Annotated in this window: 8 protein-coding genes and 1 riboswitch; of the genes, 5 read left to right on the top strand and 3 right to left on the bottom strand. The window is 61.2% G+C overall.

The features are described 5' to 3' along the window. Window positions 1-128 precede the first annotated feature (128 nt). Window positions 129-2201: a hypothetical protein gene (locus K315_RS0105205; RefSeq protein ID WP_029576500.1), complete on the top strand. Its 2073-nt coding sequence runs from the start codon at window positions 129-131 to the stop codon at window positions 2199-2201. A 111-nt stretch (window positions 2202-2312) separates the two neighbouring features. Here K315_RS0105205 and K315_RS0105200 read toward each other — a convergent pair whose 3' ends face one another. Further along, a complete protein-coding gene (locus tag K315_RS0105200) occupies window positions 2313-3194 on the bottom strand; it encodes a Bax inhibitor-1/YccA family protein (RefSeq protein WP_029576499.1) in 882 nt (293 codons plus the stop codon). A 19-nt stretch (window positions 3195-3213) separates the two neighbouring features. Beyond that, window positions 3214-4176, bottom strand: a complete 963-nt coding sequence (locus K315_RS0105195; protein ID WP_029576498.1) for a DMT family transporter — start codon at window positions 4174-4176, stop codon at window positions 3214-3216. A 71-nt stretch (window positions 4177-4247) separates the two neighbouring features. Beyond that, window positions 4248-4337, top strand: a riboswitch (TPP riboswitch). Between K315_RS0105195 and thiD the strand changes: the two genes are divergently transcribed. Next, window positions 4329-5966 carry a bifunctional hydroxymethylpyrimidine kinase/phosphomethylpyrimidine kinase gene (thiD, locus tag K315_RS10410; RefSeq protein WP_029576497.1) on the top strand — a complete coding sequence of 546 codons (1638 nt, stop codon included), beginning with the start codon at window positions 4329-4331 and terminating at the stop codon, window positions 5964-5966. It overlaps the preceding riboswitch by 9 nt. A 149-nt stretch (window positions 5967-6115) precedes the next feature. Here thiD and K315_RS0105185 read toward each other — a convergent pair whose 3' ends face one another. Further along, window positions 6116-6799, bottom strand: a complete 684-nt coding sequence (locus K315_RS0105185; protein WP_044085814.1) for a GTP pyrophosphokinase — start codon at window positions 6797-6799, stop codon at window positions 6116-6118. 147 nt (window positions 6800-6946) lie between these two features. Between K315_RS0105185 and miaB the strand changes: the two genes are divergently transcribed. From miaB to K315_RS0105170, 3 genes are all read left to right on the top strand, one after another. After that, window positions 6947-8410 (top strand): tRNA (N6-isopentenyl adenosine(37)-C2)-methylthiotransferase MiaB, encoded by a 1464-nt coding sequence (miaB, locus tag K315_RS0105180; RefSeq protein WP_029576495.1) that lies wholly within the window; start codon window positions 6947-6949, stop codon window positions 8408-8410. 79 nt (window positions 8411-8489) lie between these two features. Next, on the top strand, window positions 8490-9575 hold the full coding sequence (gene miaA, locus K315_RS0105175) for a tRNA (adenosine(37)-N6)-dimethylallyltransferase MiaA (protein ID WP_029576494.1): 1086 nt from the start codon (window positions 8490-8492) through the stop codon (window positions 9573-9575). 59 nt (window positions 9576-9634) lie between these two features. Further along, window positions 9635-12475: an FtsK/SpoIIIE family DNA translocase gene (locus tag K315_RS0105170; RefSeq protein ID WP_029576493.1), complete on the top strand. Its 2841-nt coding sequence runs from the start codon at window positions 9635-9637 to the stop codon at window positions 12473-12475. Window positions 12476-12588: the final 113 nt, after the last annotated feature.

The raw sequence follows: 12588 nt of genomic DNA, 5'->3' as shown, positions 1-12588 counted from the left end.
TCGCCAGGTCGCCCGCGGCGGTGTTCGGCGAATCTGTGCCGACTTCAGATTCCGTGGCGTCCAAAGGCACGGCATGGGCTAGGGTTGGAAGCGATTGATGATGATGGTTGCGGAGGGACATTGAGCAGATGAGCGTCATACGATATTGCCCGCATTGCGGTTCTGAGGTCTTTTACGACGGGGATATCTGCATGAATTGCGGTGGTACGCTCGAAGGTCCGGACCCTCATGGATCCGACACACCGACGCAGGCGATTCCGCGCCGCATGCAGCCTGCGTCGTCGTATGATGCCCAGGAACAGCCCACGCGCCCGATATCTCGGCGCGAATACATCCAGCAGGCGCAGATGGCAGCCATCAACGGGTCGGCTGATCTCGCCGCGCTCGCCGCGTCCGCCCATTCGGTCATTCCACACGCCAAAACGCGTCCGGGTGCTGCACAGAGTGCAATCGGAACGGTTGATGGAGTGCATTCGGACGTCGCTTCGGGGAACACTCAGGAAGGCGCACACGAAAGCGGCCAATCGTCCGCCCGCACAGGGCAGGGACGGTCCGTCTCAGGGGAGACCGGTACATCGGCCACCGAGCCTGCACAGACCGAAACCGCGAAGAAGGACTACCATTTCGCGCTCGATTGGGCGTCGGACACGTGGGGAATCCCGTCGCTGCCGGAAGGAATCTGGAGTCTGAACACCGACAATGCCGAAGGGCAATCCGCAACGTCGTCGCAACAGCAATCCGACCATCAGCCGGTTGCGCAATTCCCAGACGAGGCTGACAACGCGGCCGACGATGTATCAGATGCCGAGCACACCAATCACACCGATGAAGCCGATGCTTCCGGCAGCAACGACATACCCGGCACGGGTGATACTCCGAATACCGTTCAGGACTTGAACGATGACGATACGGAAGGCGAGGAGGAGCCGGCTGCACAGGACAGTGCGGACACGAACCCGCAAACCGCGGAGAATCGGAAGATCTCCCCGGACAGCGGTCATACGCCAGACGATGAGGAATCCTCTTCGCCCGTCTCGGCGCAATACCCGTCAATCGAACAGGTGTCAGCAGCGCAACCCGCGCAACCGGATGATGCCCTGACATCGGATGAGCGGATTGAAACCCCATCCGACGCACCGTCATTCGACGCGTCGTCTGATGTCCCATACTCCGATACGCAGGCGCCCGACACACAGGAGTCTGGCAGCGACGAACTGACCCAGGTCATCGACCGCGATGCCATCGGTACGGAAACCGGCCCGTTGCCGTACAATATCCCGCCGGCTGAAATGACGGAACGCACCGCGGCGATCTACGAGTCTACGAACGAGTTCCCGTTTGCATTCGAGCAATCCGGCGAGGGAGAGGCGCGCGCGGAAGAGCCGTTGCCGTCTGACGAAGCCGACACCACCGGGCAGCTTCCTGTCGCCGAGGAGCCCACCGGCGACAATGAAGCGACCGTCGCCATCCCCGCCGACGCGAATCAGCCCGCCTACCGGCCCAACGGCGAAGCACCGCAGACAAACCGGAATGCGGCAAGCAGCCGCGTCAAGGCCGCACGTCCGGAGGAATCGCCAGCAGCAGGCAAAACCGCGACCCCGGTGCGCGCCACGATTATCATCGTGGTTGTTGTCGCGCTGTTGGTGTGCGCGGGTATTGTGTTCGCACTGACACGCCATCATGGCACATCGGCGACCCAACCGTCTGCGAACGCCACAGCCAGCGCCTCAGCGCCTGCATCTCCGTCGGCTGACGCATCGACATCGGCTTCTTCGTCGTCACCATCCGCAGCTGCCACACCGTCTCCGGCGGGTGTGTACACGAATGATGCGATGGGGTACCGGGTGTCCATCCCCGACGGCTACGTCTGGCATGAGGAAACCGATAACGGCGCGACACGAACCTTCACCGACGATTCAATCGGCATGACCATCAAGGTCTCCGGCGCATCGAATACGACTGGTGCTACGGTTTCGAGCGAATACTCCGCCTGCGCTTCCGGGCGCAGTGTGTCCTACCATCTGCTGTCCGGCGACATCATGGTGTGCAGTTATGCGGAGAACGGCACCATCACATACGTGAAGGAGATCGTCACCCAGCAGTCGATTCTCACGTTGCGTTTCGATTATGCGCAGTCCGCTCAGGAGAAGGGGTCGGCGGTGATCGACGAGGTGTTCCCGACCTTCGTTTCGACGCGCTGATGCATGCACACGTGACTATGATTCGGGCCCGGTCCCTGATGAGGGGACCGGGCCCGATTGCGATCATCACACGTGCTGTGCGACGTATGCACCGCGCAGCACGTGTGATCCTTAGTCGCGGCTGCCGAACAGACGCAGCAGATACAGGAACATATTCACGAAATCAAGATACAGATTCAACGCGCATACGATTGACAGGCTCTTGATTGCTTCAGGCTGTCCGGCGTACTGCGCGAACAGGACACGGGTTTTCTGCGCGTCGTACATGGTCAGCCCGGCGAAGATGAGCACGCCGATCGCGGAGATCACCATGATTCCGGTCGAACCCGGAGCGACGAGCATGATGACGAATTCGCCGACAATCAAAGTGATGAGCGCGGCCAGAAGAATGGGGCCGGCTTTCAACAGACTGGAACGCATGGTCAGCGACAGCATGGTCAGCACGAAGAAGAACCCGGTGCACAGCGCAAGAACCGTTCCGATTGAGCCAAGGTCGTAAATCATGAAAATCGAGCTCAACGTGAAGCCCATCAACGCGGCATATAGGTAGAACAGGACGCGTGCGGCTCCCGCCTTGAGATTCATCGCACGATTGCCGATGGCGATGGCCATGACAATCTGCACGAGCATCAGACCAATCCACCCTAGGCTGCCGGTGGCCGCCAGGAAGCTGTTGAGCAGTCCGAAGGTCTGGGTGAGCACCGCCACTACGGCTGTTACCGCGAGACCGGCAGTCATTTCGGCGTAGGCGCGGATCATTGAGGTCCGTTCCGCATGTTCGGTGACTGACGCGACCTGGGCGGGAATGGCCGAAGCTGGGGCTGCATATCCTGCGCTCGTGCCGGCGCCGGCAGGGGACTGATAGTAAACGGCCTGTGGCTGCGCGGTCGGCTGGCCATACTGGGGTTGGCCGTACTGTGGCTGTCCCTGTCCGTCGGCCTGGTATTGGATGTGTTGAGGTGAGGGATTCTGGGGCTGCTGATCGTAGGTCATGATTGTTCCTTTCTTGCGATTATTCTATGGTCTTTTGCTGGGAATCATCTGGAGAAAATCGTCTGATGAGATGTTCTGGATCGATTTGGGCGAGAATCGTGCCGAGGAAAATCATGGCACAGCCCACATATCCGCGTCCCGACATCGTCTCATGCAAGATCAGCGCTCCGCCGACAGCTGAGAAGAACGATTCCAACGACATAATCATCGAGGCCTGCGATGGTGGAACAACCCGCTGCCCGACCACCTGCAGCGTGTATGCGACGCCCACCGACATGATGCCCGCGTACGCGAGCGCGCCCGCACAGGCCAACGCACCCTGCCAATCCACCTGGTGTAACACCAATGTCGACACCCAGCTGAGCAGCGAGACCACCAGATACTGGCCAAGCGACAATGCAATCGGATTGAGCCTGCCGCCCACCCGATCAATGACGAGAATATGCGTGGCATACAATACCGCGCTCGCCAGCAGCACCAGATCGCCCACACTGATGGTGCGGATGGAGTCGGTGACGCACAGCAGATAGAACCCGACTATCGACACAATAATCGCCAGTACGGTGAGCATGTGGATCCGCCGATGCAGGAACAGGAGACCGAGCACCGGAACCAGCACGATATACAAGGCGGTCACGAATCCGGAATGCCCGGCGGACATGCTCAATTGGACCCCGTATTGCTGCGAGGTGGCGCCGGCCCACAAAATCAGCCCGCACACCGCGGACCATACCGCCACAGTGCCGCGGCTGGCTTTCGGGGACTGCCGCGTTGCCGCGCGCCCCGCCTGAATCCTTGACATCACGACAAGCACGGGCATCAGTGACACGGCGCCCAAGGTGAATCGGATCGCATTGAAGAACATCGGGGAAACCGATTGCATGCCCTGCACTTGGCTGACGAAGGCGAATCCCCAGATCAGGGATGTCAGCAGCAACAACGCACTGCCGACGATACGGCGTCGTTTCTCATTCTCTCGCATGATTCCAGCATATCCGAACCGAGCGGACGTGTGCAGGGCGGCATTGACCGTGGGGTCGGCTATGGTGGATTGCCGGTGACACGGGGTGCCGACAGGCTGAGAACACACCCGTTGAACCTGATCTAGTCAGCACTAGCGAAGGGATGTCCGGCATGAGTGAGCCGCAATACCAGCAATCAAATGAAACCCCGAGCGTCACCGGCGCCATGGCGGCGCTCGCACAATTGGAGGCCGCGGGGGAGCGTGCGGCAGACGCGCCATCCCGGCTGAGAGTCCTGTCCATCGAAGGTTCAGACCCGATCGGCGGCGCCGGCACCATGGCGGACATGAAAGCGTTCACTGCACAAGGAGTGTTCGGGTATGCGGCCATGACCAGCGTCCTCGCACAGAACACCCAGGGCGTGACCAGCATCGTCAACATGGAGCCGGACTTCCTTGTCGCGCAACTCAATGCGGTCAGCGACGACGCAATCATCGACTCGATGAAAATCGGTATGCTCGGCACCCCCGAACTCGTCGAAGCGGTCAAAGGGTGGCTGACCGCATTGGAGCAGCATTACCGTGACGAGGGCATCGCCAAACCGGTAGTCGTCCTCGACCCGGTCATGTACGCGAAATCCGGTGACGCCCTGCTCACCACGCAAGCCGAACAGGCCCTGCGCAACATCATCCCCATGGCTGACATCATCACGCCGAATGTGCCGGAACTCGCTGCACTCGCCGACGCCGACCAGCCAGCCGCGGATATCGACACGCTGGAATCCATGGCACGCGAGGTATGCAAGCGCTATGGCGTCGCCGTATACGCCAAAGGCGGTGCGCTCGCGCTCGCCGGCGGCGCGTCAAGCACCGACGTCCTCGCCGAACCGTCCGACGGGCAGGGCGAGGTGCGCACCACGCGTATCGAAGGCCGTGCGGTGCGCACCCACAACGTCCACGGTACGGGGGACACCCTGTCCAGCACGCTCGCCGCGCTGCGTCCGCAATGCGACACATGGGAGCAGGCCGCACGCCGTGCGAAAACGTGGATGAACGGGGCGATCGCCGTCGCCGACCGTTTGCACGTGGGCAAAGGGCACGGGCCAGTCGATTTCACATGGCAGCACGCGCCGACCGGATTGCGCTTCAGCGCCGACTACTGGAACCGTGTGCGGCCCATCCGCGAACGGATTCACGGCATGCGCTTCATCACCAGCATGGTGGATGCCACGCTGTCATTGGAGGATTTCGCGTTCTACCTGCATCAAGACGACATCTATCTGACCGATTACACGTCGCTGCTGGCGCTCGCCTCCTCGCGTGCCGACCGCCTGGACGAGCGGGTGTTCTTCGCACAGGCGGCTTCCGGAGGTGTGGATTCCGAGGTAATGTTCCACCACAACTGGTACGTCAAGCATGGATTCGACCCGTCTGGCACTTCCCGCTCCGAGGTGACCGCGGCCTATATCGGCCACGAGCATCGGGTCGCCGATTCCGGCTCGTATGCCCGGCTTGCCGCCGTGGTCATGCCGTGTTTCTGGATGTACGCCGCCATGGGCAAGGAAATGCGCGAGCAGGTGCGCAACAAGCATATTGATGTCGACACACATCCCTTCGGCGAGTGGATCCGCATGTACTCCGACCCGGAATTCACCGAGAGCACGCTGCGCGAGGTGCAGATCTGTGATCGGCTGGCCGCCGAAGCATCGATTGACGAATATGAGCATATGATGCATGCGGCGCTCGTTTCGTCGGAGCATGAGTTCCGCTTCTTTGAACAAGGACTGACCAGACCTGCGCTGGGATTCTAGGGTATTTTGGGGTCTCAAGGCCTTGAGACCCAGGGGTCCGGCGCCCCCACGATGGTATTGACATTCTGCGCCGGGAAGAACATCTGGTGCGCCTTGTCGGCAAGCGGGACGCACCAGATGTTTCGGGATTCTGCGCAAGACGCGAGACGTCAGGCCTGCGGAGCCTCCTCAACACGCGGGGCCCCGGTGATATCGCGGTGAATGCCCTGCATTTGCGCTTCGATGTTCTGCAGACTACGCGCGCAATCGAGCAGGGTTTGCGAATGTTCGGCGAGTTTGGCGTCGGGCAGGTCGGATTTATAACGCAACTGGTGTTCAAGGCTCGCCCAGTAATCCATCGCGATGGTGCGGAACTGCACTTCGACCGGCGTGTAATGCGCCCCCGCGGACAGGAATACCGGCACGGCGTAAATCACATGGAGACTGCGATAGCCATTCTGCTTGGGGTTCTTGATGTAATCCTTGACGCGCAGCACCTGGATATCCGATTGTGCCGACAGGTAGTTCGAAACCGAGTACACGTCATCGCGGTAGTTGCAAATCACGCGGATACCGGCGACATCGAACAGGTTGTCTTTGATTGACCGGGTATTGATTGGCAGTGATTTGCGTTGCAGTTTGCCGAGGATGGAATCCACCGATTTCAATCGCCGTTCTATATGATGGATCGGATTGTGGGCGAATCGCACTTGGAATTCGCTGTCAAGGATTTCCAGCTTGGTGCTGATTTCGTACATCGCGCCTTCATAGACCTGCATGAGGTCGATGAATTCGGTAATCTCCTCCGCGGGAAACTGTTCGCCGAGTTTCAAATCGCCCAGCCGCGCTTTCATCTCTCCAATATTGATGCGGTTATGTCGGTCAAGTATCACGATTGACCATGATAGCGTGAGGTCCCCGGACGTGTCGGATTCCACGGCGACATGCCGGGTGTTCGGGCACGCCGGCGGTGTGCCGACCGGACGATACAATCGGCGGTTATGGATGAAGCGATGATGACCGAGGCGGAGCGCGCCTCGAGACCGGCTGCCGGGCAGTCGGGGAATGTTCGGCCGGACGGCCGCGGCAAGGGTGTGTTCTATATTCATACGCTCGGCTGTCAGATGAATGTGCACGATTCCGAGCGTATCGCAGGCGTGCTGGAGCAGGACGGGTACGTGCCGGCGAGTGAACGTCAGATCGCACAGCATGATTTCGATCTTGTGGTCATGAACACCTGCGCGGTGCGGGAGAACGCCGCCGAACGCATGTACGGCACCATCGGACGCTGGGCGCGCTACAAGCATGCGAATCCGTGCGTGCAGATCGCAATCGGCGGGTGCATGGCCCAGCTGGACCGCGAGCGCATCGCCAAACGGACCCCGTGGGTCGATGCGGTGTTCGGTACGAAAAGCATTGCCTCACTTCCGCGTCTGCTTGACCAAGCGCGCGCGACCGGCGAGCCGCAGATCGATGTCGCCAACGACCTGACTTATTTCCCAAGCCAGTTGCCGGCTGCCCGTTCCTCGCGTATCTCCTCGTGGGTGTCGATTTCGGTGGGGTGCAACAACACGTGCACCTTCTGCATCGTGCCGACCACCCGCGGCCGCGAGCATGACCGGCGCCCGGGCGATGTGCTCGCCGAGGTGCGCGAGTGCGTGGCCAACGGCGCCAAAGAGGTGACACTGTTGGGGCAGAACGTCAACTCGTACGGCTACGGGATGGGGGACCGGTATGCGTTTTCCAAGCTGTTGCGTGCCTGCGGACAGGTCGAGGGGCTGGAGCGCGTCCGGTTCACCTCGCCGCACCCCGCCGCATTCACCGACGATGTCATCGACGCGATGGCCCAGACGCCGAACGTCATGCACCAGCTGCACATGCCGTTGCAATCGGGCTCCGATCGTGTACTGCGCGCCATGCGGCGTTCGTACCGTACGGAACGGTTCTTGACCATCCTGTCCAAAGTAAGGGAGGCGATGCCTGACGCCCGCATCTCCACCGACATCATCGTCGGATTCCCCGGGGAGACCGAGGAGGATTTCCAGCGTACGCTCGACGTGGTCGAACAGGCGCGGTTCTCGACCGCCTTCACTTTCGAATATTCGCCTCGTCCGGGCACCCCGGCCGCCGCGATGGAACAGATTCCCAAGCAGGTTGTCCAGGAGCGTTTCGACCGTCTGCTCGCTCTTCAGCAACGGATCACGCAAGAGGAGCTTGACAAGTTCGAAGGGCGAGATGTGGAGGTCATGGTCACCGGAACCCATGGCAAGAAGGACGATGAGACGCATCGGGTCACCGGCCGTGAGCGGACCGGGGCGTTGGTGCATATCGGCGTGCCTGAAGGCTGCCCGCAGCCGCAGGTCGGTGATTTTGTGACGGCGACCGTCACCCACGCCGGTGAGCATAATCTGATTGCCGACCCCGATCCGCAGGCGGGACAAACCTATCGGGTCCGTCGCGGCTGAACACCGGTGCCGGGCGTCCCACGGCGTCTGGGTGGGTTGAGTACAGTGGTGGAGAGAAACGACAGACATGGAGGCGTATATGCTGCAGGCGGACGGCGAGAGTGAACCGATGGGAGAACTGAAGGATTCCGGATTGTTGGACCGCTGCGAGCAGTCGCCAACTGTATCCGCAGGGGCTTCGGCCCCGCGTGCCGTTTCGATTGTCGGTCCGACGGCGTCAGGCAAGACCGGATTGGGCATCGCCATAGCGAAAGCTCTCACGGAACGCGGCGAGCGCGCGGAAATCGTGAACGCGGACGCCTACCAGATGTACCGGGGCATGGATATCGGCACGGCGAAACCTACCCCTGAGGAACAAGCCGAGGTCCCGCATCATTTGCTTGACATCATCGACCCGGATGACACGATGAGTGTCGCCCGGTTCCAGACGCTTGCCCGCGAGTGTATCAACGATCTGCAATCGCAAGGCATCAGGCCGATTCTGGTCGGCGGTTCAGGCCTGTACGCACGCGCTGCGATTGACGACATCTCCTTCCCCGGCACCGATCCCGAGGTGCGCAAGCGTTTGGAACAGCGGGAGCGCGAGGAAGGCGCCGCCGCGCTGTTCGAAGAGCTCAAGGCCAAGGATCCCGAGGCCGCGGCTCGTATGGACCCGCATAACCCGCGGCGGACTGTCCGTGCGCTTGAAGTCATCGAAGTAACCGGACGCCCGTATTCGGCGAGCTTGCCCCGCTATCGTTACGTGATTCCCAGCGTGCAGATCGGGCTTGATTTGCCGCGGCGCGAGCTTGACGACCGGATCATGCAACGCACCCAGTCGATGCGTGAACATGGATTCGTGGACGAAGTACGCCGCTTGCGCCCGCATCTGGGCTTCACCGCCGGGCGGGCGCTGGGCTACCAGCAGATCATCGACTATCTGGACGGCATCTGGGATGAGGATGACGCGTTCTTCGATATCGCGCAGAAAACCCGCAGGCTTGCCCGCAAACAGATGGGATGGTTCGGCCGCGACCCGCGCATCCATTGGCTTGAGGCGCTGAATCCTCAGCTGCTGGATAACGCGATGGCGATTATCGATCACGCGGACGCGGGGGAGTATGACGCGATTGACGCGCATGCCGACGAATACGTCCAGCACCATCTCGGTGACATCCAGGCGTAAGAGGCCGAAGCTGTCCCGTTTCAACGATGTGACCGCCGGACGCTAGAATCAGAGTCGCTATGGCACGAACCACGTCCTCATCCTCTTCACAAGAGCACAAGACATCAACCCGCCGCAGGTCGAGCGGGTCATCGAAACGTACCGGTACGGAAGATACGGCACGCACCCGCGTATTGTCTGACGACGAGCGTCTCGTCGGCGAGGAGCCGCTGTGGAAGAAGCTGCTGCTCGCCATTCCGCGCGGTTTCGGCGCTGCGGTCAGGGCGCTCACCGGCGTCGGCGAGTATGACCCGATGTACCGGCGTGACGGCCTGTGCTTTGTAATGGTGATTCTTTCGGTGCTGTTCTGCGCTTCCGAATGGTTCCGGGTCAACGGGGCCTTGGGACGTTTCCTGCATACGCTCGCCGCCGGCACATTCGGCGTGATGAGCGTTGTGCTTCCGGTGTTCCTCGCGATTGTGGCGTTTCGTCTGATGCGCAATGCCGGCAAGGATTCCGACAATCCGCGTGTGGTGACGGGCTGGGTGTTGCTGCTGTGGTCGATTTGCTCGATCATCGATGCCGTTGTGGCGTCCGACACCCACGGTTTCGATCTGTCGGTCCTAGAGAATGCAGGCGGTGTGTTCGGCTTCCTGCTGGGGTCGCCGCTCGCATGGGGGCTGTCGAAGGTGTTCGCGGTCATCGTATTCGTGATTGTCGCCCTGTTCTCGCTGCTGTTGATTACACGCACCCACGTTCAGGATCTTCCCGAACACTTCCACGCGTTGGCTGATCGTCTTGGCGGCGGTGCGGATCGTGACGACGATCAGGATGAGGACGATGACGAGCAGTTCCCGAACGAAGTTCGGGTCGGCGATGGCGTCATGCAGATGGCCGAAGGCGTGCCCGCCCATGACGGTTCCGATGATGACGCTGAGGCGCAGCCGGAGCGCAAGCCGGGATTCTTCGCCAGGCTGTTTCGTCGCAAACCCAAGCAGGACAGCGACGATCGCCTTGACGAATACGCTGGTGACGAGGCCTTCTCCCATGCGGCCAAGCAGCATGGCGAAGCTGCTGAAACCCGTCTGGGCACCCCGCGCACGGTGTCTTCGGGCGTCTCCTCGATGGCCCCGGACGGCACCGGCATCTCACAAGCGGTCGACGACCATGCCCATATGCCGGTAGCTCCGGCCATCGTGCCCACCTCGCGTGTGTCGGTGGGTAACGACCCGTGGGCCGCTATCGCGCAGAGCGATGCACAAGGCGACGGCACGCAAACCGCTGGTGCCACCGATCCGGAAGGAACCGGGGCATACGGGACGTCCGAAGGACAGACTGACGAGGGCGCCGGGCAGACGGGCGGCCAGACGCCCGCCGAGCCCGATGAGAGCCGGCCCTATCAGCTGCCAGATCTCGGCATGCTCGTCAAAGGCAAGCCTCATGCGATGCGCACCCCGGCGAACGACAATGTCATCCGCACGCTGACCGACACGTTCCAGCAATTCAAGGTCGACGCGAAAGTCGTTGGCTTCCTGCGCGGGCCGTCCGTCACCCAGTACGAGGTCGAGCTCGGACCGGGTGTCAAGGTCGAGAAGGTCACCAATCTCCAGCGCAATATCGCCTATGCGGTGGCGAGTTCCGACGTGCGTATTCTCTCGCCGATTCCCGGCAAATCGGCAATCGGCATCGAGATTCCGAATATTGATCGCGAAATCGTGCATTTGGGCGACGTGCTTCGTTCGGACAAGGCACGCAACGACCCCAATCCGATGCTCGCCGGTGTCGGCAAGGATGTCGAAGGTCATTTCGTCACCGCCGATCTGACGAAAATGCCGCATCTGCTGGTCGCCGGCGCGACCGGTTCAGGTAAGTCCAGCTTTATCAACTCGATGCTCATGTCGATTATCATGCGCGCCACGCCGGAGCAGGTGCGCTTGATCCTCGTCGACCCCAAGCGCGTTGAATTGTCCGCGTACGCCGGCATCCCGCATTTGCTCACGCCGATCATCACGGATCCGAAGCATGCCGCTCAGGCGCTGGAATGGGTGGTCAAGGAGATGGACGCCCGCTACGACGACCTCCAGTTCTTCGGCTTCCGCAACATGAAGGACTTCAACAAGGCCGTGATGGAAGGCAAAGTGCATGCCCCGGCCGGCTCGAAACGCAAGGTTGCCCCATACCCGTACCTGCTGGTGGTTGTCGACGAGATGGCTGACCTCATGATGGTCGCGAAGAACGATGTCGAAAGCTCGATCCAGCGCATCACCCAGCTGGCTCGCGCCGCCGGCGTACATCTGGTGCTCGCCACCCAGCGTCCGTCGGTCGATGTGGTTACCGGCCTGATTAAGGCGAATATCCCGTCTCGCTTGGCATTCGCGACCTCGTCGGCGACGGATTCGCGCGTGATCCTCGATACCACAGGCGCCGAGACCCTGATCGGACAGGGCGATGCGCTGTTCCTGCCGATGGGACAGGCGCGTCCCATTCGTGTGCAAGGCTCGTGGGTCGGGGAATCCGAGATTCGCAAAGCGGTCGAATTCGTACGCACCCAACGCAAACCGCATTATCGCGAGGACATCGAGCAGATGGCCAAGGAGGCGGACAAGCATACGGTCGACCCGACCGAAGACATCTGTGACGATATGGATGTACTTCTGCAAGCCGCCCAGCTGGTGGTCACCACCCAGTTCGGTTCGACGTCCATGCTCCAGCGCAAGCTGCGTGTCGGCTTCGCCAAGGCCGGGCGTCTGATGGATTTGCTTGAATCGCGTGGGGTTGTCGGTCCGTCCGAGGGGTCCAAGGCCAGGGAAGTGTTGGTCCAGCCGCAGGATTTGCCGCAGGTGCTTGCGTTCATTGAAGGCAAAACCGATTCGATTGTTTCGGGCGGAGCTTCCGATGGCGGGGCGGATGGCGAGGCGTAATCGCCCGAGAGGATTTGAAGACACGGCGGCGGGATTTGTGCGATGTCGGTGGCACTATGGAGGTGTCTTCGACATCGCGCAGACACTTCAGGCACGCGCGCGGATACCCTGGC

The sequence above is a fragment of the Bifidobacterium thermacidophilum subsp. thermacidophilum DSM 15837 genome (assembly GCF_000426425.1).
GTDB lineage: Bacteria > Actinomycetota > Actinomycetes > Actinomycetales > Bifidobacteriaceae > Bifidobacterium > Bifidobacterium thermacidophilum.
The sequence above is the reverse complement of the archived record's forward strand: the minus strand, read 5'-3'. Positions and strand labels throughout refer to the sequence as shown.

Excerpts from the sequence above, each read along its gene's own strand:
- thiD (WP_029576497.1), top strand. The coding sequence starts at position 4,329 with ATGAGTGAGCCGCAATACCAGCAATCAAATGAAACCCCGAGCGTCACC.
- K315_RS0105195 (WP_029576498.1), bottom strand. The coding sequence starts at position 4,176 with ATGCGAGAGAATGAGAAACGACGCCGTATCGTCGGCAGTGCGTTGTTG.
- miaB (WP_029576495.1), top strand. The coding sequence starts at position 6,947 with ATGGATGAAGCGATGATGACCGAGGCGGAGCGCGCCTCGAGACCGGCT.
- K315_RS0105200 (WP_029576499.1), bottom strand. The coding sequence starts at position 3,194 with ATGACCTACGATCAGCAGCCCCAGAATCCCTCACCTCAACACATCCAA.
- K315_RS0105185 (WP_044085814.1), bottom strand. The coding sequence starts at position 6,799 with ATGAAAGCGCGGCTGGGCGATTTGAAACTCGGCGAACAGTTTCCCGCG.
- K315_RS0105170 (WP_029576493.1), top strand. The coding sequence starts at position 9,635 with ATGGCACGAACCACGTCCTCATCCTCTTCACAAGAGCACAAGACATCA.
- miaA (WP_029576494.1), top strand. The coding sequence starts at position 8,490 with ATGCTGCAGGCGGACGGCGAGAGTGAACCGATGGGAGAACTGAAGGAT.
- K315_RS0105205 (WP_029576500.1), top strand. The coding sequence starts at position 129 with ATGAGCGTCATACGATATTGCCCGCATTGCGGTTCTGAGGTCTTTTAC.